The organism is Mitsuaria chitosanitabida ATCC BAA-476 = NBRC 102408, from assembly GCF_001598255.1.
Taxonomy (GTDB): Bacteria; Pseudomonadota; Gammaproteobacteria; order Burkholderiales; family Burkholderiaceae_C; genus Roseateles; species Roseateles chitosanitabidus.
The window spans coordinates 84,595-110,285 of record NZ_BCYP01000030.1 but is presented as its reverse complement, the minus strand read 5'-3'; the positions used below and the strand labels follow the sequence as shown (position 1 = coordinate 110,285).

Below are 25,691 nucleotides of genomic sequence, written 5' to 3'. Positions count from 1 at the left end.
GAGCCGTCATGTCCCAACTCGTTTCCACGCGCCGTACCCTGCTGCTGGCGTCCGCCGCCGCCGTGCCCATCGTCGCGCTGCCCCTGAGCAGCCGCGCCAAGGGCCTCGAAGGCACCGAGCTGTCCCGCTATCAGCCGGTCTTCTTCAGCGCCGCCGAATGGAGCTTCCTCCTCGCCGCCTGCGACCGCCTGATCCCCGCCGAGGGCAAGGGCCCGGGCGCGCTGGAGACCAACGTGCCGGTGTTCATCGACCAGCAGCTCAAGGGCGGCCTGGGCGACGACGTCTACATGGCCGGCCCGCACAAGCCGGACGCGCCCGCGACGCTGGGCTTCCAGATGACGCACTCGCCGCAGGAGACCTACCGCATCGGCATCCGGCTGTCGCAGGCAGCCGCGCGCAAGCTGCATGGCAAGCCTTTCGAGCAGCTCGGCGCCGAGCAGAAGGACGCGCTCCTGACCGCGCTCCAGAAGAACGACGTCAAGTTCGCCGAGCTGGGCGACGACACGCTCAAGGCCTCGCAGTTCTTCGGGCAGCTGCTGTCCGACACCAAGAACGGCTACCTCGCCGACCCCATGTACGGCGGCAACAAGGACATGAAGGCCTGGGTCGCGATCGGCTTCCCCGGCGCCCGCGCGGCCTACACGGAATGGATCGACCAGCACGACCGTCCGTACCCGCTCGGCCCCGTGAGCCTGAGCGGCAAGCGGGCCTGAGGCCCGGCCTCCCCTCCCGAGCGCGGCCCCTCCCCGCGAGGACCGGCCGCTCCCGGACGCCGCACGGCGTCCGCTCCACAAGAAGTACGTCATGGCAAACATCACCAACGACGAGGTCGACGTCGTCATCGTCGGTCTCGGCTGGGCCGGCTCCCTCATGGCCATCGAACTGGCGCAGGCCGGGCTGAAGGTCCGCGCGCTCGAGCGCGGTCCGGACCGTCCGCCCTCGGATTTCGCCTATCCCAAGCCGGCCGACCAGTACGCCTACGCGACCCGCAACAAGGTCTTCGCCACGCCCAAGGAGGCGGCGCTGACCGTGCGCTACAACACTTCGGAAACCGCGCTGCCCACGCGCAAGTGGGGCGCCTTCGCGCCGGGCACCGGCGTGGGCGGCTCGGGCCTGCACTGGACCGGCGTGCTGATCCGCCCCACGCCCACCGACATCAAGCTCAAGACCTACGCCGACCAGGCCTACGGCAAGGGCAAGCTCGATCCCGAGATGCGGATCAAGGACTTCCCCTTCACCTGGGACGAGATCGAGCCGCACTTCGACTTCTTCGACAAGGTCTGCGGCCTGTCCGGCACCACCGGCAACCTGGGCGGGAAGATCCAGCCCGGCGGCGACCCCTTCGAGGGCCCGCGCTCCAGCCCCTACCCGCTGCCCGCGCTGCACGACACGCTGAACTGCTCGATGTTCGCGGACACCGCGCGCAAGCTCGGCTACCACCCCTTCCCGAATCCGTCGGCCAACGTCTCGCGCGCCTGGACCAACCCGTACGGCGCGCAGCTCGCGCCCTGCAACTACTGCGGCTACTGCAGCAAGTACCCCTGCCTGAACTACTCGAAGGCCTCGCCGCAGACGACCATCCTGGACGTGGTCAAGCGGATGCCCAACTTCGACTACAAGGTCAACGCCAACGTCATCCGCGTGGACCTGCACGCCGACAAGAAGACCGCCAAGGGCGTCACCTATGTCGACGAGCGCGGCAACCAGGTCTTCCAGCCCGCGAAGATCGTCATCCTGTCCAGCTTCCAGTTCGCCAACGTGCGCCTGATGCTGCTGTCGGGCATCGGCAAGCCCTATGACCCGGTGACCGAGACCGGCACCATCGGCCGCAACTACGCCTTCCTGTCCAACGGCGGCGCGACGCTGTTCTTCAAGGACAAGCACTTCAATCCCTTCGCCACCGCCGGCGCGACCGGCGAGATGTTCAACGACATCTCCCCCGGCAACTTCGACGACGGCATCAAGCTGGGCTTCATCGGCGGCGCCAAGATCCACAGCTCGCAGGCCACCGGCGCGCCCATCGGCGCGGCGCTGCCCAAGGGCACGCCGCAATGGGGCAAGGGCTGGAAGGAAGGGATGGTGGACTGGTACGGACGCTCGATGGGCGTGAGCATCACCACCACCTGCATGTCCTACCGCGGCCACTTCCTGGACCTGGATCCGACCTACAAGGACCCGTGGGGCATGCCGCTGCTGCGCATGACCTTCGACTGGCGTCAGAACGAGCTCAAGCTGCAGCGCTATCTGCGCGACATCGTGCTGAGGATCGCCAAGGAACTGGGCCCGGACGCGATCAACGAGAACTTCCTGGCGCTGGACGCGCATTGGGACATCACCAAGTACGTATCCACGCACAACGTGGGCGGCGCCATCATGGGCGCGTCGCCGCGCGATTCGGCGCTCAACAAGTACCTGCAGTCCTGGGACGTGCACAACGTCTTCGTGCCGGGCGGCAATGCCTTCCCGCAGAACTTCCAGGCCAACCCGACCGCGACCATCGGCGCCATCACGCTGATGGCGGCCAAGGCCATCAAGGAGCAGTACCTCAAGAACCCCGGCCCGCTGGTCCAGGCTTGAGCGGAGCACGACGACGATGAACACCCCGCAGTCCCCCAAGTCCTCCCTGCTCGCCCGCGTGCCGGCGATGCTCGGGCTCGTGCTGCCCGCCGCGGCGCTGGGCCTGGTCGCCGCCTACGCGGTGCACCGCCTGCCCGAGGCCGAGGCCGCCGCCGAGCCGACGACGCCCGCCCCCATCGACGCGGCGCTGATCCAGCGCGGCGAATACCTGGCCCGCGCCGGCGACTGCATCGCCTGCCACAGCGCGCCGGGCCAGGCCGCCTTCGCCGGCGGGCTGGCGATCGACAGCGGTCATGGGCTGATCTACTCGACCAACATCACGCCGGACCGCCAGCACGGCATCGGCGCCTACACCGAGCAGCAGTTCGCCGACGCCGTGCGCCAGGGCAGGCGGGCGGACGGTCAGCACCTGTACCCGGCCATGCCCTACCCGAGCTACGCCAAGGTCACCGATGCCGACATCCACGCGATGTACGCCTTCTTCATGCAGGGCGTGAAGGCGGACGCCTCGGTGCCGCCGGCCACGGACATGAGCTTCCCGTTCAACCAGCGCTGGGGCATGGGCCTGTGGAACTGGTTCTTCGGCGCGGACAAGCCCTTCCGCGGCCAGCCCGGCTGGAACGAGCAGGTGACGCGCGGCGCCTATCTGGTCGAAGGCCTGGGCCATTGCGGCAGCTGCCACACGCCGCGCGGCTTCGCGATGAACGAGAAGGCCTACGGCAGCGCGGAGGAGAAGTTTCTCTCCGGCGGCGACCTGGGCGGCTGGGAAGTGCCCTCGCTGCGCGGCCTGCCGCGCTGGAACGAGCAGGACGTCGTCGACTACCTGCACACCGGCCGCAACCGCACCGCGGCCGTCGCGGGCGAGATGACCTCGGTGGTCGAGCACAGCACCTCGCACTTGCAGGACGCTGATCTGCACGCGATCGCGGCCTATCTCAAGACCTTGTCGCCGGTGAAGGACCGCGCCGCCGACGTCCAGCCGCAGGGCGCGGCCGAGACGCAGCGCAAGCTGACCGCCGCGGTGAACCTGACGCTGGGCGAGCGGCTCTACCTGGACAACTGCGCGGCCTGCCACTTCGTGACCGGCCAGGGCGCGGAGCGCGTGTTCCCGCGCATGGACGGCGCGACGGTGGTCAACGCCGACAGCCCGAGCGCGCTGATCCACGTGATCCTGACGGGGGCGGCCACACCCTCGACGGCCAAGGCGCCGTCGGTGCTGGTGATGCCGGGCTTCGGCCATCGCCTGTCCGACAGCGAGGTGGCGACGCTGGCCACCTTCCTGCGCCAGGGCTGGGAGAACCGCGCCGCGCCCGTGAGCGAACGCGAGGTCGCCAGCATCCGAGAGAAGGCGGAGGCACAGGCGCCGGCCGTCGCGGAGAAGACCGCCGCGGCGCATTGATCGTGGCGCGCCGATCGCGGCGATTCGACCGGCGCGCGCCGAGCGCGGCGCGTGCGGTCCGTCCGAGACTCAGGTCGACGCGGGAGCGACGACCGGCGCGGGGGCGGCAACCGTCTCCTCGGCCGCCCGGATGAAGGCGGTGGCGCCCACGCCCCCGTCCATCCTCACCGGCGTGACGAAGAGATGGACCGCCACCCGCCGGCCGTCCTTGTGCAGCGCGTCGACCTCGAAGTGCTTGCGCATCATCGGGCCGTCGCCGGTGTGCTGCAGCCGGGCCATGCCGCGCAGATGGGCGCTGCGCATCTCGGGCGGGATGATGACCTCGTGCAGCGGCCGGCGGATCGCCTCCGCGTAGGTCCAGCCGAGGATCGCCTCGGCCTGGTGGTTCCATTCCATGACCAGCCCGCGCGGATCGATGCTGACGAAGCCGTCCGGCGCGTTCGCCAGCGCCTCGTGCAGGGCCGCGTCGCTGGCGCTCTGGTGCGGGGACGGGACCTCGGACCCCTCGTCGCGGGGATCGGCGGGTTGGAGCGTGAGCGTGTGGGTCGCGTCCCACCTCGGTCGACAGTTCACCGAGACGCTGCGCGTCCCCTTGATCAGGCGCTGGTCGTCCAGCGTGCCGACCGCCACATGCGCGACGGCCGAGTGCGTGGCCTCGATGCTCATGATCACGCTGCCGCATTGGGGGCAGAAGCGGCGCTCCAGGCCGTCCGTGCCGCGCCAGGCGGTGAGCGAGCCGCTGGCGCGGAAGGTCGCGGCATCGATGGGCAGCCAGGCCATGCCGGCGCCGCCCGACATGCGGCGGCAGATCTCGCAGTAGCAGACGGTGGCGGTGAGGTCGATGGCGTGGGCCGCGTACTCGGCGCGGGCGCAGGCGCAGTGGCCGTGCAAGACGATGGGCGTGTTCATGTCCCAGGCTCCCCGAAGGCTTCCGGATGCGGAATGTCTTCCCCGGATGTTCCCGCTTGGATCGCCCGGCGGCAAGTCGATCAATGACGGCAGCGGTTGTCGGGCGTCGCCTGACACCGATCCGGGGACACGGCGGCGCCGCGGACCGCGCCGTTCACCGCCCCTCCGTGGTGCCTCGCGCCCCACGTATTTCCGCCCGACATCCCGACATCGATTCTTCGATCCCCTCCTGCAAGCTCTCACAGGTTGACGCCCCGCGACCCGGCTCACTACCCTGCGCGTCCGCCTTGAAGAGCGGCTGACACGGCGGAACGCCGGCAGGGAGGATCCATGCAACAACTGACCCATCTGCTGACGCAGGCGCTGCGTGAGCTCGACCAGGTGCACCCGCCTTCTTCCGCAGCGCTGCAGACGCGGCGATTGCTGGCCGAGGCCCTCGCGAGCACGCGCCCCGCCCGCGCCCCCGTCGCCACGCGGCTGCGCGTCATCGTCGCGGACGACCATCTGCTCGTCCGCGACGGCCTGGTCGCGCTGCTCCAGCGCGAGCCCGACATCGACGTCGTCGCCCAGGCGCGCGACGGGCTGGAGCTCGTGCGCCTGGCCCGCGAGCACCGGCCCGATCTGCTCCTCGTCGACACCGACATGCCGGTCATGAACGGCCTGGAGGCCCTGCGCCGCATCCGCGCCGAGCCCATCGCCTGCAAGGCCGTCTGCCTCTCCTCCCGCGCCCTCCCGCGCGAGGTCGTCGCCGCCATCGACGCCGGCGCCCAGGGCTTCGTCCTCAAGGACAACTCCTTCGACGAGCTCGTGCGAGGCGTGCGCCGCGTCATGCAGGACCAGGTGTTCATCAGCGGCGAGCTGCTGCAGGGCACGCTCGCCGGCATGCGCCAGGATCCGCGCGAGCTCGCCATCACCCAGCTCACCCCCCGCGAGCGCGAGATGGTCCAGCTCTTCGCCGAGGGCTACAGCGCCCAGCAGATCGCCGACCAGCTCCACGTCAGCGCCAAGACCGTCGCCACCCACCGCGAGCACGTCTACGCCAAGCTGCGCATCCAGAGCATCGCCGAGCTCACCCGCTTCGCGCTGCGCGAGGGCCTCACCTCGCTCGACGCCCGCCCCCCGCGTTGATCCGCTGATCCGCTGTTCCCTCGATCCGTTGGCCCGTTGACCCGCCGCCCGCGGCGGTACCGGCGCGATGACCGCGCGGATGCTCCCTGCGCGACCGTCCGATCCCGCCCCGCGATCTCAGCACTTCCGCCGCGCCGAATCAGACGATTGCCGATGGGACCGGCACGACCCGCGCCCTACCCTTGCCGGACCAGCACGGACCTCCGGATCCGATCGCCAACCCAAGGGTCTCGAATGATCGACGCCGCCCTCAAGCAGGTCGCCCAGCAACTGAACCAGCACCTCCGTCATCGCCTCGGCGCCGACGAGGACCTGGTCGTGCTGACCAACCTGCTCGAGCAGAACGGCGGCCCCGTGCCGCTGGCGCAGAACAAGCTGGTGATGTTCCTCGCCGGCATCGAGCGCGACATGCTGGCCCACCGCGCCGCCGCGCCGGGCGGGCTGCAGTCGCGCCTGCAGTCGCCGGAACCGGTCTATCTGAACCTGCTGGTGATGTGCGCCGCCAACTTCAGCGGCACCAACTACACCGAGGCGCTCAAGTGCCTCTCGGCCGCGATCGCGTTCTTCCAGGCCCGTCCCGTGATGGACCACCTGAACTGTCCCGAGATGGACAGTGCCCTCGAGCGCCTCACGCTGAACATCGAGAACCTCAGCAGCGCCGAGATGCACAGCCTCTGGTCCATCCACAGCGGCCGCTACCTGCCCTCGGTGCTCTATCGCATCCGCCTGGTGAGCGTCGACGGCCAGTGGGCCCGCGGCCGCGACATCCTCATCAACCAGACCGACCGCGACGTGCGCGGCAACCTGTCATGAGCGCGCCGCTGCGTTTCGTCGAGCTGCTGCGCCTGCGCGTCGAGCACGACTACTTCGATGGCGGCCTCGCGCGCGGCCTGCGCTTCGAGCCCGAGCCCGACTGCGCCGCGTGGTTGCGCCGCCATGAGCTCATCGTCCGCCAGCGCGACGGCGCATTGCTGATCGCCGCGTCCGAGGCGCAGCTGCCGCGCCTGTGGGACGAGCTCCGCCTGCCGCCGGGTGAGCGGCCCGTGCTCGCGTGGACCTTGCGCGCCGGCGATCCGAGCCATGCGCTCTACACCGACCGGCGCGCGCGGCATCGGCTCGTGGCGGACGACGCCGTCGCCAGCGCCATCAGGAGCGCGGGCACCGGCGCTGCCGACGGCGGGCTGACGGCGTGGTCCGCGGCCTTGCCGCTGCGCGCCACGCTGTGCCTGCCCGCGCGGCGCAGCACCTGGAAATATCTGCTCGTCGGCGATTGGCCGGACGTGCCGATGGCGCTCGTCGAGCGCGAGGGCCGCGCCGAGTTCCGCCGCGACGAGCCCGAGACGCTGGACGACGGCCGCGTGGCCGCCGTCTTCCGCTCCACGCGCCGCCTGCCGCTGCGCGAGCGCGGCGCGCTGCGCCTGGAGCTGCGCGAGACCGACGGCGCCTCGCGCCGCCTGCTGACCCCCGTTCCCCTGGCCGCGCCCGCCGGCTTGATCTGCGAGCACCGCAACGGCCGCCGCCGGCCGGTCCACGAAATCTTCCTCAACCGCTGAATGCCGAAGGAGCCAGCCATGGCCGTGATGAAAACGCCTGGTGTCTACATCGTCGAGAAGAACGCCTTCCCCAACTCGGTCGTGGAAGTCGCCACCGCCGTGCCCGCGTTCATCGGCCACACCGAGTACGCGGACAACCGCAACGTGCCGCTGGCCATGAAGCCGTGGCGCATCAGCTCGATGGCCGAGTACCACCAGTTCTTCGGCGGACCGCCCAAGCCGGTCTTCAAGATCGCCGCGCCCGCCGACGGCCAGTCCGCCGACTTCCAGGCGGTGGCCGAGCGCGACAAGGATCCGCAGGGCTTCGTGATCCAGCAGGCCGACGGCGTCGAGGGCGGCCGCTTCGGCCTCTACCAGGCGCTGCGCCACTTCTATCAGAACGGCGGAGGGCCCTGCTACATCGTCTCCGTGGGCACCTACAAGGACGAGCTCGACAAGGAGCTCATGACCAAGGGCATCGACGAGCTGCTCAAGGAGCAGGAGCCCACCATGGTGCTGGTGCCCGAGGCGGTCAGCCTCAAGACGATCGACGACTGCAAGGACGTGCAGCAGGCCATGCTCGCCCACTGCGGCGGCAAGATGCGCAGCCGCATCGCGATCCTCGACATCTACAACGGCGACAAGGCGCTGAACGACAACCTCGCGCCGGTCGACACCTTCCGCGACAAGCTCGGCATCAACTACCTCGACTTCTCCGTCGCCTACTACCCCTGGCTCAACACCTCGATCGTGGGCGAGAAGGAGCTGAGCTTCGAGAACATCCACAAGGACAGCATCGCCACGCTGAAGTCGCTGATGCTGGCCGAGCTGCGCCTGGACGCCAAGCCCGCCGAGGACGCGCCGGCCCGCGACAAGGCCATGGCCGACGCCATCGCCGGCGTCGACACCGACTTCGAGGCCCAGGTCAAGGCCGCCTTCGACGAGCAGAAGAAGACCGATCCCAAGGCCAAGGACCCGACGCCCGACCAGATCAAGGCCGGCGTGCTGGCGCGCAAGGCGCTGCTCAACAAGACGCTGTCCAGCGTCAGCGGCGTCTTCAACACCGTGCTCAACGAGGCGCGCCGCCACCTCAACGTCATGCCGCCCGGCCCCGCCATGGCCGGCATCTACACGATGGTGGACAACAGCCGCGGCGTCTGGAAGGCGCCCGCCAACGTCAGCCTGTCCGGCGTGATCTCGCCGACGGTGTCGATCTCGGCCGAGCAGCAGGAGGACCTCAACGTCACCGCGCAGGGCAAGTCCATCAACGCCATCCGCAGCTTCATCGGCGAGGGCGTGCTGGTCTGGGGCGCGCGCACGCTCGACGGCAACAGCCTGGACTGGCGCTACGTCAACGTCCGCCGCACGATGATCATGCTGGAGGAGTCCTGCAAGCTCGCCGCCAAGGCGCTGGTCTTCGAGCCCAACACCGCCAATACCTGGGTGACCATCAAGAGCATGATCGCCAACTTCCTCACCGGCATCTGGAAGCGCGGCGGCCTCATGGGCGCGGTGCCCGAGGACGCGTTCAGCGTCCATGTCGGCCTGGGCGAGACGATGACCCCGGACGACGTCCTCGAGGGCATCCTGCGCGTGACCGTGCTCGTCGCCATGGTGCGGCCGGCCGAGTTCATCGAGATCACCTTCCAGCAGCAGATGCCGAAGTCCTGATCCCCGGCGCCCCGGCGACGACCCCCACGACCCACGACAGATCCGCGACAGGATCCACGACCCTAGGGAGCAACCGAAATGGCTGATGACGGTTCCAAGCAATCCACCAATGTCTGGCCCCTGCCGAAGTTCCACTTCCAGGTGAAGTGGGACTCGGCCGTCCTGTCCTTCGAGGAAGTCTCGGGGCTGGACGTCGAGGCCCAGCCCATCGAGTACCGGCACGGCGACAGCCCGGTCTTCTCGCCGATCAAGATGCCGGGCCTCAAGAAGTACGGCAACGTCACGATGAAGAAAGGCGTCTTCAAGTCGGACAACAAGTTCTGGGAATGGTTCAACACCATCAAGATGAACACGATCAAGCGGCTGCCGGTGACGATCAGCCTGCTCGACGAGGAAGGCAAGCCGACGATGGTGTGGACGCTGACCAATGCCTGGCCGACCAAGATCACGGGCACCGACCTGAAGGCCGAGGGCAACGAGGTCGCGGTCGAGACCATCGAGATCGCCCACGAGGGCCTCACCATCGCCAACGCCTGAGCCCACGCTAGGCCAGCCAGCCGTGGTCGACTTCGCCGAGCTGATCCAGGGCGACAACGTCCCGCCGCGCGGCGATCCGCCGCCGGCCTTCGCGTTCCGGGTCGAATTCCTGAACCTGCCCCAGCACCGCGGGCCGCTGCCCTGCTCGTTCCGCGAGGTCTCGGGCATGGACCAGACGCTCGACACCGAGGAGCTGGTCGAGGGCGGCGAGAACCGCTTCGTGCACCAGTTGCCCACGCGCCCCAAGGCGCGCCGGCTGATCCTCAAGCGCGGGCTGGTGGAGCGCGACTCGGCCTTCGTCACCTGGTGCCGGCTGAGCCTGCGCGGCGGCATGGAGCGGCCGCTCGACCTGGTCGACGTGAAGGTGCAGCTGCTCGACGCGAGCTTCGCGCCCTTGCAGGTCTGGACCTGCAACGGCGCCTTCCCCGTGCGCTGGACGATGGCGCCCTTCGACGCGATGAAGAACGATGTGGCGATCGAGGAGATCGAGCTGGCCTACCGCGACTGCTGGGGGCCGCAATGACGAGGCCGGACCAGGCGCCGGCGAGGAGCCCGACATGACGCTGGAAGTTCGCCAGTTGGTGCTGCGCGCGCAGGTGCGCGGCGGACCGGACGACGAGGACGAGGTCGACGCGGACGGCCGGGACGGCGCGCGCGCCAGGCCCCGCTCCGGCGGCGCCAAGGCCGCCGGCGGCTGCGGCGGCGGCGAGGACGACCCGTGCGAGGACAAGGAGACGCTCAAGGAGGAGATCCTGGCGGCCTGCAAGCTGTGGCTGCGCGAGCAGCTGCGCGCCCACACCGAACGGTGACGCATGGCCAGCCAACCGCTCACGATCACCGCGCTGGACATCTCCGGCGACCCACCGCAACCGATCTCCGGCAAGACCTACCGGCTCATGATCAATCCGGCCGAGTTCTCGCACACGCGCAGCATCTGCTACAACACCCGCCGCACCTTGGGCCAGACCAACAACGCGACGCGGTTCTCGGCGATGAACCCGGACCGGATCGCCTTCAGCGTCGTGTTCGACGGCACCGGCGTGATCCCGCCGCGCAAGGACCAGCCCGACGACGTCGCCGGCCAGCTCGACGCGATGTGCGCCGTCATCTACAAGTACCAGGGCAAGGACCACGAGCCCAACCACCTGCGCGTGGGCTGGGGGAAGCTCAGCTTCGACTGCCGGCTCACCACCTTCAACACGACCTACACGCTGTTCAAGTCGGGCGGCGCGCCGCTGCGCGCCAAGGTCGAGCTGGCGATGACCGGCTTCGCGACGCCGCAGGACCAGGTCCTGTCGGCCAGCCCGTCCTCGCCGGACCTCAGCCACAGCGTGCTCGTCGTCGCCGGCGACACCCTGCCGCTGCTGTGCCTGCGCATCTACGGCGACGCGCGCTACTACCCCGAGGTGGCCGCGTTCAACGGCCTGTCGAGCTTCCGCCGCCTCGATCCCGGCACGCGGCTGCACTTCCCGCCGCTGGCCTGAGGAGCACGACCATGCCGGCCGCCGCCCCCAGTCCCGCCCTCACCGACGCCGGCGCGCTGCGCGTCGTCGTCAGCAGCGCGGGCGAGGACCAGGCCGAGCTGCCGCTGATCTCGGTCAGCGTGCGGCACGCGCTGAACACCATCTCCTGGGCCCGGCTCGTCATCGCGGACGGCGACATGACCACGGGCAAGCTGGAGATCGCCGACGGGGCCCTGTTCCGCCCCGGCACGGCGATCGTCGTCAAGGCCGGCTACGGCGACGACGACCTCGTCGCGATCTTCCGCGGCGTGGTCGTGCGCACCGGCTTCAAGGTCGGCGGCAACAACTACGCGCGGCTGGAGATCGACTGCCGCCACACCGCCTTCCGCGCGACGCTGGGCCGCCGCAGCGCCCATTACGTCGACCAGAAGGACAGCGCGATCCTGGAGACGCTGCTCAGCCGCCACGGCGTCAGCGCGAAGGTGACCGCCACCACCGTGCAGCATCCCGAGCTCGCCCAGCACCACTGCTGCGACTGGGATTTCATCGTCGCGCGCGCCGACGCCACCGGCATGGTGCTGCACATGGCGGGCGAGGACCTGGTGGTCGAGCCGCCGGCCTTCGACCAGGCCCCGGTGCTGGGGGTGACCTGGGGGCGCGACCTGATCGACTTCCAGGCCGACATCGACGCCCGCACGCAGTGGACCTCGGTGCAGGCCAGCAGCTGGGACCCGTCGCAACAGGACGTGCTGACGGGCGAGTCCAAGCCCCCCTCGGACCCGCCCGACGGCGGCGACCTGTCGGGCTCGGACCTGGCCGCGATCGTCGGCCTGGACCCGCTGCCGCTGCAGAGCTGCGCGCCGCTGGGCAAGGACGCGCTCGACGTCTGGGCAAGCGCGGCGCAGACCCGCGCGACGCTGGCGCGGCGCCAGGGCCGCATCGGCTTCCAGGGTCACGCGGCGGCGGTGCCGGGCGCGGTGATGGCGCTCAACGGCCTGGGCGCGCGATTCGGCGGCCACGTGTACCTCACCGCGGTCCAGCACGAGCTGACCGACGGGGAATGGACCACCCACGCCGAGTTCGGCCGTCACGCCGACTGGCATGTCGAGCGCGCCGATGTCGCCGCGCCCGCCAATGGTGGGCTGGTCCCCGGCGTCAGCGGCCTGCAGGTCGGCGTCGTCATGAAGCTGGACGAGGATCCGCTCGGTGAGTTCCGCATCCAGCTGCGCCTGCCCGCGCTGCAGGCCGAGGCGCCCGGCATCTGGGCGCGGCTGGCGCAGGCGCATGCGTCGAGCGGCTTCGGCCACTTCTTCGTGCCGGAGATCGGCGACGAGGTGCTGGTGGGCTTCCTCAACGACGACCCGTCCTTCCCGGTGGTGCTGGGCGCCCTGTACAGCAGCCAGCACCAGATGCCCTACGCGCCGGAGGCGAAGAACAACACCAAGGCCATCGTCACGCGCTGCCTGCACCGCCTCGAGTTCAACGAGGAGGACAAGATCATCACCCTCGTCACGCCCGGGAAGAACACCGTCGTGCTGGACGACAAGAACAAGCGCATCCGGCTCGAGGACGAGAACGGCAACAGCGTGGAGCTCGCGCCCGGCGGCATCACGCTGGACAGCCCGAAGGCGATCTCGATCACGGCGGGCACGACGATGTCGCTCAAGGCCGCCACCGGCATGACGCTGAACTGCGATGCCGACATCAGCGCCAGCGGCGCCAACATCACCGCCGAGGCCAAGATGACCTTCACCGGCAAGGGCTCCGCCGCGGCCGAGCTGTCCGCCGCCGGACAGACGATCGTCAAGGGCGCGATGGTCATGATCAATTGAGCCCGAGGACCCGCCCCATGCCGCCCGCCGCCCGCCTCACCGACCTGCACACCTGCCCGATGGCGACGCCCGGCCTGCCGCCCGTCCCGCATGTCGGCGGGCCGGTGATCGGCCCGTGCGTGCCGACCGTGCTGGTGGGCAAGCTGCCGGCGGCCGTGGTCGGCGACACCGCGGTCTGCGTCGGTCCGCCCGACGCGATCGTGCAGGGATCGGCGACGGTGATGATCGGTGGCCGGCCGGCCGCGCGCATGGGCGACGCGACCGCGCATGGCGGGCAGATCGCGCTGGGCCTCTTCACCGTGATGATCGGAGGCTGAGATGAACTTCCTGGGCCGTGGCTGGAGCTTCCCCCCGCGCTTCGACGCCGACCGCCGCGCGGTCATGGTGGCGGGCGTCGAGGACATCGAGGAAAGCCTGCGCATCCTGTTCCGCACCCGGCGGGGCGAGCGCGTCATGCAGCACGCCTACGGCACGGCGCTGCATCAGATGGTCTTCGAGGTGATCAACGACCACACGCTGACCGAGCTGCGGGTGATGCTGGAGAAGGCGGTGGTGCACTTCGAGCCGCGCATCGAGCTGGAACGGCTGGCGATCCGCGTGTCCGAGGACGATCTCGGCACCCTGCTGCTGGAGCTCGACTACCACGTGCGCACGACCAACACGCGGCACAACATGATCTATCCGCTGTACCTGGACCAGGCCACGCACCCGGTCCTGGCCGGCTGAGCGCGGAGCGGCCATGCATCCGGGATCGCAACAGGACCAACGGCTGCCGGCGGCGCTGACGCCCGGCTACGCGCGCCCGGACGAGCAGCGCGTGGCCGATCGCCTCGTGCGCGTGCAGGCGCTGGCGCGGCAACTGCGCTTCGTGGACGCGCAGGGCCGCGCGGCCGGACGCTGGAGCGACGCGCTGGAGCGGGACGGCGCGATGCTGATGGCCGAGCTGGCGACGCTGCCGGTGGCGGCCTGGCAGGCGCGGCTGCGCGACGACGGTCCGTGGCACGACGCGACGCTGCGCGCGCAATGCCTTGGGCTGGCGCGGCGGGTCGACCGCTGGTACGGGGCGTTGCGGGAGCAGGCGGAAGCCCGGCCCCACGACGATCGGCTGTTCCGCCCGGTGGCGGCGTGGCTGGGGGAAGCCGTGCGCGAGCAACTCGGCCCCCGGCTGCGCCCGCTGCTGTCCGACGCGAGCGGCTCGCCCGCCGCCGCGGCGGTCCGCGGCGGGCCGCCCGATCCGCTGGCGGCCTGGCATGCCGACTGGCGAGGGGGCCGGTCGGGCGACGCGGCGCCGGCCGCCTTGCCCGCCCGCGACGACCGGCTGTTCTGGCTCGCGCTGTGCCGCGTGCTGCTGCGGCTGCGCGAGCTGGCCGCGCAGCGCTTCGAGGCCGCGCTGGCCGGGGGGCACCACGATCCGTCGATGGGCCTGCTGCTCGCCTGGACGCAGCTGCTGCATGTCAGCCGCGCGCCGCTGAACGCCTTCGACGAGCGGCTCGTCGATCACTACTACGCGGAGCGCCTGGCGCTGCCTCGCCATCCGGCCGGGCCGCAGCGCGTCTGGCTGGTGCTCGACGCGGCGCCGCTGCTGGCCGAGCCGGTCCCGCTCGATCCGGGTCAGCGCTTCGTCGCGGCGCTGCCGCGCGGCAGTCGCAGCTTCGTGATCGAGCAGCCACCCGCCCTGCAGCCGCTGCGGGTCGCGCGCCTGCTGAGCTTGCGGCAGATGCGTGATCCGCTGATCTCGCCGCAGCGCGAGTACGGCTACGCCAGCAGCATCGCCGCCGCGGACCTGGTCCCGCCCACGCCCGAGTCCGCCGCCGAATCGCGCGCGCCCGCCTGGCCCGCGCTGGGCGGCGGCGTGGCCTCGCAGCCGGCGCGGCTGGGCCTGGCGATCGCCTCGCCCCTGCTGCTGCTGCGCGAGGGCACGCGGCGCCTGCAGCTGACGCTGGAGATCGCCGGTCCGGCGCTGCCGACACCGGTGAGCGAGGACCACGGCAAGGCCGCGTTCCTCGCGGCGGGCGCCTTCGAGCGGGTGGCGCACGCCGCCTCCGGCCAACCGGAGCCCGGCCCGCGCGAGCGCGAGGACCGGCTGTGGTGCCGCGTGACGCGTCTCTGCCCCCCGCTCGGGCGGCAGCCCTGGCTCGCCTACCTGTGGGCGCGCTGCCTCGCGAGCGCCGATCCGGACGCCCTCGCCCGGCGCCTGGGCCGCTTGCTGGCGGTGTGGCTCTGCGGCACGGCCGAGGACCTCGAACCTGGCGCGCTCGCGCTGCTGCGCCGTCATGCGCGCCACGTCTTCGATCGCGCCGGGCTGCGCCCGCCCGCGGTCGACGTCGATGACCCGCTGGCCATGCTCTACAACGACCAGCCGCTGGAGCGCTCGCTGATCTTCAACCGCGTGTTCCACGATGCGTGGCGCGTGCGCGCCAGCGGTGACGCCGGATGGCTGGAGCTCGGCGCCGCGCTGGTGGCCTGGCCCTCCGACGGCATCCGCGGCCTGCAGCTGCGCCTGCAGATCGGCGCGGACCTGCCCGCCGTGGGCATCGCCAGGCCCGCGATCCACGGCCCGGGCTGGCCGGCGCAACCGGTGCTGCAACTGCTGCTCGACGGCCGCAGCCGGCTCTTCCCGGCGAGCCTGCTGCAGCAGCTCGCGCTGGCCGCGGTGCGCGTGGTCGTCGATGTCCAGGGGCTGCGCTCGGTGCAGATCAACAACCAGCTCGGCCAGCTCGATCCGAGCAAGCCCTTCCTGCCCTTCGGCCCGCTGCCCGACACCAGCGCCTATCTGCAGTTCAGTCATGTGGAGCTGATGCGCAAGCCCTTGACCCGACTGCGCGCGCGCCTGCGCTACGCGTCGCTGCCGGCGCTGGGGCTCGCCGAGCAGTACGACGGCTATCCCGACGGACCGTGGACGCCGGACGTCTTCCGCGTCCGCGCGGAGCTGCTGCGCGACGGCCGCTGGCAGAACGCGGACCTGCCCTCGATGGCCCTGTTCCCCGCGACCGTGGACGGCCGGCCGGACGAGGAGCAGACCCTGGACCTGTCCTCGCCGGCCTGGCTGCGCCTGCATGCGCCGCAGCCGGAGGCCACCGGCGCGGACTACTCGCTGCGCAGCCGGCAAGGCTTCTTCCGCCTGCGGCTCGACGGCCCGTCGGCCGGCTTCGGCCATGCGCTCTACCCGCGGGTGCTCGGCGAGCGGCTGACCGCCAACAGCCGCCGCAAGACACCGCTGCCCCCGCCCCTGGCGCCCTACACCCCGGTGCTGGCCTCGCTGCGCGTGGACTACACCGCCCAGGAGCGCGTACTGCCGCGGCCCGGCGCCACGGAGCTCGGCATGGCCGGGCTGGTGGCCGGCAGCGGCCCCGGCGGCGGCGAAAGCGCGTCCAGCCAGCTCTTCCATCTGACGCCCTTCGGCGTGCTGCCGCTGCGCCACCTCCCGGGCCGGCACGCGGTGACGGTGCTGCCCGCCGAGCCGGCCGAGGGCCAGTTGCTGATCGGCCTGTCCGGCCAGGCGCCGTCGGGGACCTTGAGCCTGCTGTTCCTGCTGCGCGCGGAGTCGGCGGCGGAGTCGCTCGGCCGGCCCGGCCCGGCCCTGCGCTGGCAGGCCTGGTGCGACGGCGACTGGCGCACGCTGGAGCCGCATCGCGTGCTGCTCGACGCCACGGACGGCCTGCTGCGCAGCGGGCTGGTGCTGCTGGACCTGCCCGCCGGCATGAGCGCGGACTGCCCCGCGCTGCCGCCGGGTCTGTTCTGGCTGCGGCTGCTCGGCGACGGTCAGGGGCCGGCCGACCTCGACCTGCTCGCCGCCATCAAGGGCGTGTGGGCCAACGGCGTCGCGGTGCGGCTGGAGGGCCCGCCGCGCGACGAGGTCCTGCCGCCCGGCAGCATCCGCGCGGCGCAGACACCGGTGCCCGGCCTGGCCGGCATCCGCCAGCCCTGGCCGTCGCTGCCGCAGCGCCTGGCCGAGGATCGCGGCGCCTGGAAGCAGCGCGTCGCCGAGCGGCTGCGCCACCGCGACCGCGCCGTCACGCCGGGCGACATCGAGCGCCTGGTGCTCGAGACCTTCCCCGGCGTGTTCAAGGTCAAGTGCCTGCCGCGCTCCTCGCGCCGTTCGGACCGGAGCATGGGCCGCGACGGCGACGGCCGCGACGATCGCATCGTGGTGGTCGTCGTGCCGGCCCTGCCGCCCGGTCACGACGTCGACGGCACCGAGGCGCCGCGCCTGGACGCGGCGACCTTGCTGCGGGTGCGGCGCTTCCTGCTGCCACGGATGGCGCCGGGATACGCGCTGCTGGTGCGCAACGCCACCTACGACCGCATCCAGGTCCGCGGCACGCTGCGGCTGGCTGCGGGCGAACCCGCCGGCCGCCGGCTGCGCGAGCTCAACCAGGCCCTGCGGGACTTCCTGTCGCCGTGGCGCCCGGGCGGACTCACCGCGCGTTTCGACTGGCGCCTGCGCGCCGAGGAGGTCGAGGCCTACCTGCGCGCGCAGCCTGGCGTCGAGGCCGTCGGCGGCGTCTCGCTGCTGCAGGTCACCCGGGATGACGGCGGCCTGTTCCGCTTCGGCGACTCGGCGCGCGGCGACCGGGTGCTGCGGCCGCGCGCGCCCTGGAGCCTGGCGCTGCCCACCCGAGGCCACCTGCTCGAACTCACCGACGACCCCGGCGAGCGGCCGGCCGTCAGCGGCCTGGCGCAGCTCAGCGTCGGCGGCAGCTTCATCATCGGGCGGGCCGTCGCATGAAGACCGTCAACCGCGAGACCCTCAAGAACTACTTCCGCGACGGCCAGATGCCGTCGCAGCGGCACTTCGAGGCCCTCATCGATTCCATGCTCAACATGAACGACGAGGGCTTCCGCAAGACCGTCGAGCATGGCGAGCAGCTGTACGCGCCGATCGGCCATGACGCGCTGATCAGCTTCTATCGCGACCAGCAGCCCGACGATCCGCTGTGGCAGATGCGCCTGGGCCGCGTCAACGACCAGCTGCAGTTCCACGCGCCGGTGAACGTCGCGCCGGGCGCGGCGCCCGACGCGGCCGGCGGGACGACGGATCGTCCGCGGCCGCCGGCGATGACGCTCGATGGCCGGCAGCGCGTGGGTCTGGGCACCGAGGACCCGCGCGCGCGGCTCGACGTCCGCGGCGTCGCGGCGGCGGAAGGCCGGCTCGGCACGTTGCCCATCGACCCGGCGCTGCACAAGGCGCTCAAGGCCGACGGCCAGTGGCACGACCTGACCCCCAAGCTGCATGGCTGCCAGGGCTTCGAGGTCATGGCCGGCGCGGGGCTGCCGCACAGCGGGCATTTCGGCCTGGTGCACGCGATCGCGCTGAGCACCTACAACCCGACGCCGAGCTGGTTCCCCAGCCGCGGCAGCCGGCGCGGCATCCGGCAGACCCAGGCCTGGTGGGGCCGGCGCTGCGACAAGATCGAGCTGCGCTGGCTCGGCAGCCAGGGCCGCAACGCGAGCTATCAGCTGCAGATCCGCAGCGGCTGCCGCTTCGGCGACGACGTGCCGCTGCGCGTGCAGCTGACCAAGCTGTGGTTCTGGCCGGAGATGCAGGCGGACGACGCGAAGCCCGACCCGAGCTGGGGAGTCGATCCATGAGCGCGCGATCGGCCCTTCGGGACGCGATGCCGGACCGGCCTCGCGGCGCGGCGTCCCTGCCCCGCACGATTCCTCGCAAGGCCGAGCCCGACGCGTTCGGCTTCGACGCGCTGCGCGCGCTGGCGATCGAGCGCGCGCAGGCCGCCAGCGGCGACCTGTGGACCGACTACAACCTGCACGACCCCGGCGTCAGCCTGCTGGAGGCGCTGTGCTTCGCGCTCACCGAGGACGTCTTCGCCGCGCGGCAGCCGGTGCCGACGCTGCTGGGCCTCGACGAGGCGTCGCCGCTCGCGGCCTGGGAGCGGCTCGGCCTGCACGACCGGGAGGCGCTGCTGCCCTGCCGGCCGGTGAGCGAGGCGGACTGGCGCCTGTGGCTGGGCCATGCGCTGCCGGGGGCGCGTCAGCTCGCCATGAACGCGCTGAAGGACTGGCGCGGCCGGGCCGTCGGCCTGTGGCGGATGACGCTGCAGGCGAGCACCGACCGGCCCGACGGTGACCGCCGCCTGCGCGAGCGGGCGTTGCGGGCCTTCCACGCGGCCCGCGCGCTGGGCGAGGACCTGGCGGAGCCGCCGCGGCTGCTCGCGCCGCGCTGGGTCCGCCTGGACGTCCAGTTGAGCGTCACCGGCGAGCGCGACCTCGGCGACCTGCTGGCCGAGGTGCTGCGGCGCTGCGATGCCGGCATGTCCCGGCGCGTGCAGACGCCGCTCGACGGCCAGGACGATCCGGAGCCGCCGGCCGGCTTGGCGGACGATCCCGACCTGCCCGGCGGGCCCATGGGGCGGCCGACGACGCGCGCCGAGCGCCGCTGGCTCGCGGAGGACGATGACTTCCTGTACGCCAGCGACCTGGGCCGCCTGTTGCAGGAGGTGCCCGGCGTGGCGAGCGTCGAAGGGCTCCGGCTGCGCGCCGTCATCGACGGCGACGACCGTCCCGAGGACCTCACCGCGCCGCCCGGCAGCGTCGCGCGGCGCGGCCGGGACTGGGCGCTGCGGCTGCGTTGGCCGTCGTCGCCGGAGGAGCTGCGCGGCTGGGTCGTGCGGCGCGACGGGCTGCGGGTGCAGCTGCCGGAGGAGGCCCTGCTCACTCAGCTCGCGCTGCAGCGCCGCGTCGACCATGCGCGCGACGCGGCGATCCTGCGGGCCGAGGCCGCGAAGACCATGGGCGGCGAGCGCCTGGACGCGCCTGCGCCCCTGCCCGCGCGACGCGACGGGCACCTCGCCGCCGTCGGCGCGCTGCCGCCGCTGTATCACGAGGCGCTGCAACTGCGCGACGCGGCGCAGCCGGGGCTGCGCGCGCAATGGGCCGGTTATGCGGCCCTGCTGGAACTCGGCCTCAACCAGGCCCAGCAACAGCGCGAGCAACTGCCGCGGCTGTTCGCGCTCGACGATCCGGATTCACGCAGCTACTGGCATGAATGGCCCGGCGACGCGCAGCTCCCCGGGGTCGAGTCGCTGTACCTGGTCAATCGCCGCGAGGCGCAGGACGACCTCGCGCTGGATGCCGACCGCCTCGAGCGCCGGCATCGCTTCCTCGACTTCCAGCTCGCGCTGCACGGCGAGGTGCTCGACCAGACCGTGCTCGACGGCCTGCCGCGCTATCACGCGCCGGACGCGTGGCGGCGGCACCTGCTCGCGCAGAAGCGGCAGTTCATGCGGCGCGTGATCCGCCTGGGCCGCGATCGTGGCGCCGGCGCGGACTACGGCCGACCACTGTTCGGCGACCTCGACAACACACCGCCCCTGCAGGAGCGGCTCGGGTTGATGCTCGGGCTGGCGCGCACGGAGAGCCGGCGGCTGACTCTCGTGCTGGAGACGCTGCAGAAGCACGGCGTGCGCTTCGAGCGCGAGTCGCGGCGCTCACCGCGGCCGCGGCCGCCGTCGGATGACGGGGCGCCGTCGGCGGACAGGGCGCCCTCCGGCGCGCAACGGGTGGAGGCCCTGTCCACACAGGACCGGCGGCAGCCGGTGCGACGCCTGCTCGATCCGGCGCTGCCGCGACTGCCCCGCTCGGCGGTGGACTGGAAGGAGCTCGCCGCGAGGCTCCGGGCGTGGGCCGCGCGACAGGACCTGGCACGAGTGCCGCCCGCCTTGTTGCGCGCGGCCGTCGATCCCGGCCGCTTCCGCCATGACGAGGCGGGCCGGCTGCGCCTCATCGCGGACAACGACAGCGACTGGGTGATCGCCGACGGCATGGCCGAGGACGCGGCGCTGCGGCTCGCGCGGGAGCTGCACGCCGCCGCCTGCCTGCTGCAGGCCGACGGCGAGGGGCTGCATCTGGTCGAGCATCTGCTGTTGCGGCCCGTCGGCGCGCCGACCCCGGAGGGTTCCCAGGTGCCGGCGCTGACCGACGCGGATCGTCGTGTCAGCGTGGTGCTCGCCGGCTGGACCGCGCGCGGCCGCGACGAGCGCTTCCGGATGCTCGCCGCGCAGGCGCTGGAGCGCGAGGCGCCCGCGCATCTGCGCTGCGAGCTGGTGTGGCTCGACGCGCGGGACCTGTTGACCTTCGAGCATCGGTGGGTCAAGTGGCTGGATCAGCGACGAGCGTACGAGACGGCATTGCTCGCCGGGGAGGCCGCGGCAGACCTCATCGGCGCGCTCGACGAGGCGGCGTCCGCGCTCGGCCGCTGGTTCCAGCGCCGGCGCCCGGGACCCTCGATGCGGCCCGGCACCTCCGAGCCCGGAGACCGGACATGAGCGGACACCCTCGCCTCGCCGGGTCCCCGGGGACGACCGCGAGGCCCACGCATCGCGTCGAGACGCTGCGGTTGGAGCTCGGTCATCGCAATGAGCGCGAGGCCCGCGGCGCGCATGAGCTGCATGACCGGCTGATGCGCTTCCTGCGCCGTGACGGCCTCGCCGCGATCGAGGACTGCTTCGACGGCGCCTGCCCGCCGGGCGAGGTCTGGGTCCTGCCGCGATTGACGCTCGACCTCGGCGTGCTCGACCGCCATCAGGACGATCGTCAATGGCTGGAGCGGCTGACCCGCTCGCTGAAGGCCGAGCTCGCGCGCGCCGCGCTGCAGCAGGACGCGCCGGTGCATCCACCGCTTGCCATCGCGCGCGGCGACGGCGAACGGCACGAGGTCGACCAGTTCCTCCATTACCTGCGCCACGGGCACCTGCCCTGGGGCCTGACGCTGAGCGGACGGCGCGCGTTGTCGGGCTGGCTGGCGCGGCTGGCGCATCGCCAGGGCGCGGCGCTGTGGCGCGCGCTGCAGCAGGACCCGGCGCGGGACCGGCTGCTCGCGCGGCTGTCGCGAATCACGCCGCACGGCGGCTTGCAGGCGCTGGTCGCGCAGCGTGACCCGCGCCTGGCCGCCACCTTGCAACAGATGGACGACGAGGTGCTGCTGCCGCTGCAAGGCCGCGGCCGGCTCAGCGCCTACCAGCGTGGCCGTCTGCAGCAGGCGCTGCGCGTCGCGGCGCTGGAGCAGCTGTGGGACGCGCGCGGCGCGGGACTTGGAGGGCGCGGACGCCGGGCCCTGCTCGGGACCTGGCGCGCGCTGCTCGCGGACGCGCTGGGCGGCGGGTGGCGCGGCGATCTCGCGGCGCTCGCCGGCGGCGGGCGATCGGACACGGGCGGCGACGGCAGCAGCGTCGGACGCGGTGGGGGTGCCGGACGCCACGGCGCGAGCGGGGTCGGCGCGGGCGGCTTCGGCGGTTTCCACGGATCGGCAGGCCCGGACGGGATCGGCGGGATGGGGGGTGCCCTCGGCGCCGCGCCGCGCGCCGGCAGCCTGGTGGCCTTGCTCGTGGGCGGACGAACCGGTGCCATGGATGTCGCCGCGCTGCCCGACACCGTGGCCGCATCTCCGGGCCGCACCTGGGAACAGGCGCTGATCCAGTTGCAGGGCCTGCTCCGCCAGCGTCGGCCGGGTCAAGGCGACCGGCTGCGCCGACTGCTGACGCAGCTCGCCGCCTCGCATCCGATGCTGCTGCGCCGGCGGCTCCGCGCCTGGGCGATGCAGCGGCGTGAGCGCCGGACCTGGTCGCTCGCGCTGGAGCCGGCCAGCATGGCCGTGCTGCTGGGTGCGATGAGCCCGCGACCCGCGCCCGAGCTCGCGGCCTCGGCCGGGCAGCACTGGGCCGAGTCCCTCCGGCAGACCGCGCTGCGGTTGCACCGGGAGGCGCCTGCCACCCATCGCCCCGGTCCGAGCCGATTGCAGGCGCTGCTGATGCAGGCCAGCCTGCGCCACCTCGCCGAGGGCAAGCGGCCGCCGGACCAGCATTCAGGCTGGCTCGCGCTGTGGCGGAAAGCCTGGCTCGACTGGGACGACGCGGATGACCCGCCGCCGATGTCGTCGCGAGGAAAGCCGGCCTCGACGTCAGCGCCCTCCTCCTCGGCGCTCGGCCCCGACGATCGCCCGCCGCCGCCGAGACGGCGCGGCGCCGGCGCGACGGACGCGACGGATGACGCCCTGCTCCACCTCGAGCGCGCCTGCCACGAAGGCCGCTGGCGCTGGCCGCAGCGGCTTCGGCTGGCGCGGCTGCTGGAGACGGCGCAGGGCTGCGATCGCTGGCTGCACCTGCTCACCGAGGACCGCCGCTGGCGGATGCTGCAGGCGCAGTTCGGCGCGATGGCGGGCCCGTTGCGGCAGCGCGCGGGGCGGCTCGAGGGCTGGCTGCGCGGGCTGGTGCGCGAGCCCGCGGCGGCGCTCGCCGAGCACTGGCGGCGCCTGTGCCGCCACCTGTTCATCCGAGGCCTGAGCCCGGACGCCGCGTCCCTGCGCCGCCATTACCAGGACGAGGCCGTGCCGCGCGCCCTGGGCGCGCCTGGGGCCGCCGACGCCCTCGCCGACAGCGACGGTCCCGTCGTCACGCGTGACACGTCCGCCCGTCCGGCCCGGCGGCCCGATGAGCGCGAACCGGTGTGGGTCGACGATGCGGGTCAGGTCTTGCTCGCGGCCTACGCGGAGCGGCTGTTCAAGCACCTGGACCTGGTCCGCGACGGCCGCTTCGTCGACGACGCCGCGCGTGCCGCCGGCGTCCAGTGCCTGCAGGCGCTGTGCCACGGTCCGGAGCCGGCGCCGCCCGACGAGTCCTGCACCGCGCTGTCGCGGCTGCTCTGCGGCGTCGGATCCGACACGGTACTGCCGCTGCCCGCCCCGCTCGACGACGAGCGCGCCACGCTGCTGGAACAGCTGCTGAGCGCGGTCATCGCGCACTGGTCGGCGGTGGGCCGGACCTCGGTCGCCGGACTGCGCGAGAGCTTCCTGCAACGCCAGGGCCGGCTGCACGAGGAGCGCGTCCCCGCCGGCGAAGCGCGGCGCTGGCGGCTGCGCGTGCAGACGCGCGGCTTCGATGTCCTGCTGGATCGCCTGCCGTGGAGCTTCCACACGATCCGCCTGCCCTGGATGCAAGGAGCGCTGCATGTGGAATGGCGCTGACACCCCGCACGTCCGCGCGCTGGGGCTCGAGCTCGACTGGCTGGCGCGGGCGCTCGACCGCCGTCTGGCCTGGCACTTCCGGCAGGAGGATCGCCGGGACGACCGCGGCGCCGACGACGGCGGCGGCGGCGGCGGGCTCGATGCCGCGACCCGCATGCTCGCCGAGCTGCCGCCTCCGCCGGCGCTGCCGGCCGGCAGCGAGCTCCGCCGCTGGGTGGAGGACTTCGACATGACCGCGACGCATCGCCTGGTGCTCGCGCTGGCGATGGCCGCGCATCTGCGACCGGCGACGCTGGATCTCTTCTTCATGCGCAATCAGCACCTGGACCGCGGCTTCACCGAGTTCGGCGGCATCAAGGCGCTCGCGCACGGCGGCTTCCTGCCCACCGGCGAGACCGCCGCCTTCCTGGTCGCCGACGATTCGCTGCCGGCGCGCTTCGCGCTGCTGGCCTGGCTGGACGGCCCGCAACCCTTGAGCGACGCGGGCTACCTGCGCGTGGACAGCCCGCCGCCGGGCGAGCCCCGGCTGGCGGGCCTGCTGCTGCTCAGCGACGAGGCGCTTCAGCGCCTGTGCACCGGCGACGCGGACAAGCCCGACCACAGCCTGCAGTTCCCCGCGCGCCGCATCACCAGCGCGCTGACCTGGGACGACCTGGTCCTGACGCCGGAGGTCATGGACGAGGTCGAGCAGATCCGCGCCTGGATGAGCGACGGCGGCCGGCTGATGCGCGACTGGGGCCTGGCGCGCGCGCTCAAGCCCGGGTATCGCGCGCTGTTCCACGGGCCGCCGGGCACCGGCAAGACCCTCACGGCGACGCTGATCGGACAGTCCGCCAACGCGGACGTCTACCGGATCGACCTGTCGATGGTCGTCTCCAAGTACATCGGCGAGACCGAGAAGAACCTGGCGCGCGTCTTCGATCAGGCGCAGAACCGGCGCTGGGTGCTGTTCTTCGACGAGGCGGACGCGCTGTTCGGCAAGCGTGGCGCGGCGCAGAGCGCCAACGATCACCACGCCAACCAGGAGATCGCCTACCTGCTGCAGCGCATCGAGGACTTCCCCGGCATCGTGATCCTGGCGAGCAACCTGCGCGGCAACCTCGACGAGGCGTTCTCGCGGCGCTTCCAGTCGATGGTGCATTTCCCGCTGCCCGACGCCGAGCAGCGCCTGCGCCTGTGGCGCGGCATGCTCGACGCGCGGCACTGGACGGAGGACGTCGACCTGGACGGGACCGCGCAGCGCTACGCGCTGTCCGGCGGCGCCATCGCCAACGTGATCCGCCATGCCGCGCTGGCCAGCCTGCGGCGCGGCCGGGACCGGATCTCGCCCGCGGAACTGCGCGCCGGCATCGCGCGCGAACTGGGCAAGGAAGGGAGAACGCTGTGAGCCCGCATTCCTCGCCGCCGCGGTACCTCGGCGCGATCGCGCTCGGCGCCCTGTTCGGCGCGATCACGATCACGGCGCTGTCGGCCGTCGGCGCGTCCTCCCCGCGGGGCGACACGACCCTGGCGCCCCCCTCCGCCGCCGCGCCGGCATCGGCATCGGCATCGGCATCGGCATCGGCATCGTCGTCGTCGCCGGCATCGTCGGCTCCGGCTTCGGCTTCGGCTTCGGGGTCGGGGTCGGCTTCGACATCACGAGCGCCAACGCCGCGCGCCGCCTCG

20 protein-coding genes are annotated in these 25,691 nt (G+C 72.4%); 19 read left to right on the top strand and 1 reads right to left on the bottom strand.

Annotated elements, in window-relative coordinates; translation table 11 throughout:
• Window positions 1-8 precede the first annotated feature (8 nt).
• The 3 genes from MCHT01_RS19045 (at window position 9) to MCHT01_RS19035 (ending at window position 3,976) form a co-directional block, all read left to right on the top strand.
• A complete protein-coding gene (locus MCHT01_RS19045) occupies window positions 9-713 on the top strand; it encodes a gluconate 2-dehydrogenase subunit 3 family protein (protein ID WP_067067375.1) in 705 nt (234 codons plus the stop codon).
• A gap of 91 nt (window positions 714-804) precedes the next feature.
• On the top strand, window positions 805-2,577 hold the full coding sequence (locus MCHT01_RS19040) for a GMC family oxidoreductase (protein WP_067067374.1): 1,773 nt from the start codon (window positions 805-807) through the stop codon (window positions 2,575-2,577).
• 16 nt (window positions 2,578-2,593) lie between these two features.
• Window positions 2,594-3,976, top strand: coding sequence for a c-type cytochrome (locus tag MCHT01_RS19035; protein WP_245643419.1), 1,383 nt, complete (start codon window positions 2,594-2,596; stop codon window positions 3,974-3,976).
• A 69-nt stretch (window positions 3,977-4,045) separates the two neighbouring features.
• Here the strand turns inward: MCHT01_RS19035 and MCHT01_RS26835 are convergent, their stop codons facing one another.
• Window positions 4,046-4,885, bottom strand: a complete 840-nt coding sequence (locus tag MCHT01_RS26835) for a GFA family protein (protein ID WP_067067373.1) — start codon at window positions 4,883-4,885, stop codon at window positions 4,046-4,048.
• Window positions 4,886-5,215: 330 nt separating this feature from the next.
• On the opposite strand from MCHT01_RS26835, the gene MCHT01_RS19025 reads away from it, so the two are divergent.
• The 16 genes from MCHT01_RS19025 (at window position 5,216) to MCHT01_RS18950 (ending at window position 25,413) form a co-directional block, all read left to right on the top strand.
• Entirely contained in the window at window positions 5,216-6,013 is a 798-nt protein-coding gene (locus MCHT01_RS19025; protein ID WP_067067371.1) for a response regulator, read from the top strand.
• A 234-nt stretch (window positions 6,014-6,247) separates the two neighbouring features.
• Window positions 6,248-6,826 (top strand): Pvc16 family protein, encoded by a 579-nt coding sequence (locus MCHT01_RS19020; RefSeq protein ID WP_067067368.1) that lies wholly within the window; start codon window positions 6,248-6,250, stop codon window positions 6,824-6,826.
• Window positions 6,823-7,566 (top strand): hypothetical protein, encoded by a 744-nt coding sequence (locus MCHT01_RS19015; protein WP_067067366.1) that lies wholly within the window; start codon window positions 6,823-6,825, stop codon window positions 7,564-7,566. The genes MCHT01_RS19020 and MCHT01_RS19015 overlap by 4 nt, the downstream gene beginning before the upstream one ends.
• 18 nt (window positions 7,567-7,584) lie before the next feature.
• Window positions 7,585-9,216, top strand: coding sequence for a phage tail sheath family protein (locus MCHT01_RS19010; RefSeq protein WP_067067364.1), 1,632 nt, complete (start codon window positions 7,585-7,587; stop codon window positions 9,214-9,216).
• A 78-nt stretch (window positions 9,217-9,294) separates the two neighbouring features.
• A complete protein-coding gene (locus tag MCHT01_RS19005) occupies window positions 9,295-9,753 on the top strand; it encodes a phage tail protein (protein WP_067067362.1) in 459 nt (152 codons plus the stop codon).
• A 22-nt stretch (window positions 9,754-9,775) separates the two neighbouring features.
• Window positions 9,776-10,276 (top strand): phage tail protein, encoded by a 501-nt coding sequence (locus MCHT01_RS19000; protein WP_067067360.1) that lies wholly within the window; start codon window positions 9,776-9,778, stop codon window positions 10,274-10,276.
• Between the two features lie 34 nt (window positions 10,277-10,310).
• On the top strand, window positions 10,311-10,562 hold the full coding sequence (locus MCHT01_RS18995; RefSeq protein WP_067067358.1) for a DUF5908 family protein: 252 nt from the start codon (window positions 10,311-10,313) through the stop codon (window positions 10,560-10,562).
• Between the two features lie 3 nt (window positions 10,563-10,565).
• Window positions 10,566-11,237: a CIS tube protein gene (locus tag MCHT01_RS18990; RefSeq protein WP_067067356.1), complete on the top strand. Its 672-nt coding sequence runs from the start codon at window positions 10,566-10,568 to the stop codon at window positions 11,235-11,237.
• Between the two features lie 11 nt (window positions 11,238-11,248).
• A complete protein-coding gene (gene vgrG, locus MCHT01_RS18985) occupies window positions 11,249-13,048 on the top strand; it encodes a type VI secretion system tip protein VgrG (protein WP_067067354.1) in 1,800 nt (599 codons plus the stop codon).
• A gap of 17 nt (window positions 13,049-13,065) precedes the next feature.
• On the top strand, window positions 13,066-13,365 hold the full coding sequence (locus MCHT01_RS18980; protein WP_067067352.1) for a PAAR domain-containing protein: 300 nt from the start codon (window positions 13,066-13,068) through the stop codon (window positions 13,363-13,365).
• 1 nt (window position 13,366) lies between these two features.
• Window positions 13,367-13,774 (top strand): GPW/gp25 family protein, encoded by a 408-nt coding sequence (locus tag MCHT01_RS18975; RefSeq protein ID WP_067067350.1) that lies wholly within the window; start codon window positions 13,367-13,369, stop codon window positions 13,772-13,774.
• 13 nt (window positions 13,775-13,787) lie between these two features.
• Window positions 13,788-17,777, top strand: coding sequence for a baseplate J/gp47 family protein (locus tag MCHT01_RS18970; RefSeq protein ID WP_067067348.1), 3,990 nt, complete (start codon window positions 13,788-13,790; stop codon window positions 17,775-17,777).
• The gene (locus MCHT01_RS26830) at window positions 17,774-18,640 is read left to right on the top strand and encodes a hypothetical protein (protein WP_067067347.1); all 867 of its coding nucleotides are present in this window, start codon (window positions 17,774-17,776) and stop codon (window positions 18,638-18,640) included. Before MCHT01_RS18970 ends, MCHT01_RS26830 begins: the two co-directional genes overlap by 4 nt.
• On the top strand, window positions 18,637-21,333 hold the full coding sequence (locus MCHT01_RS26825; RefSeq protein WP_169806163.1) for a hypothetical protein: 2,697 nt from the start codon (window positions 18,637-18,639) through the stop codon (window positions 21,331-21,333). Before MCHT01_RS26830 ends, MCHT01_RS26825 begins: the two co-directional genes overlap by 4 nt.
• Window positions 21,330-24,026 (top strand): contractile injection system tape measure protein, encoded by a 2,697-nt coding sequence (locus MCHT01_RS18955; protein WP_148661609.1) that lies wholly within the window; start codon window positions 21,330-21,332, stop codon window positions 24,024-24,026. The genes MCHT01_RS26825 and MCHT01_RS18955 overlap by 4 nt, the downstream gene beginning before the upstream one ends.
• Window positions 24,010-25,413 carry an ATP-binding protein gene (locus tag MCHT01_RS18950; RefSeq protein WP_067067342.1) on the top strand — a complete coding sequence of 468 codons (1,404 nt, stop codon included), beginning with the start codon at window positions 24,010-24,012 and terminating at the stop codon, window positions 25,411-25,413. Before MCHT01_RS18955 ends, MCHT01_RS18950 begins: the two co-directional genes overlap by 17 nt.
• Window positions 25,414-25,691 lie beyond the last annotated feature (278 nt).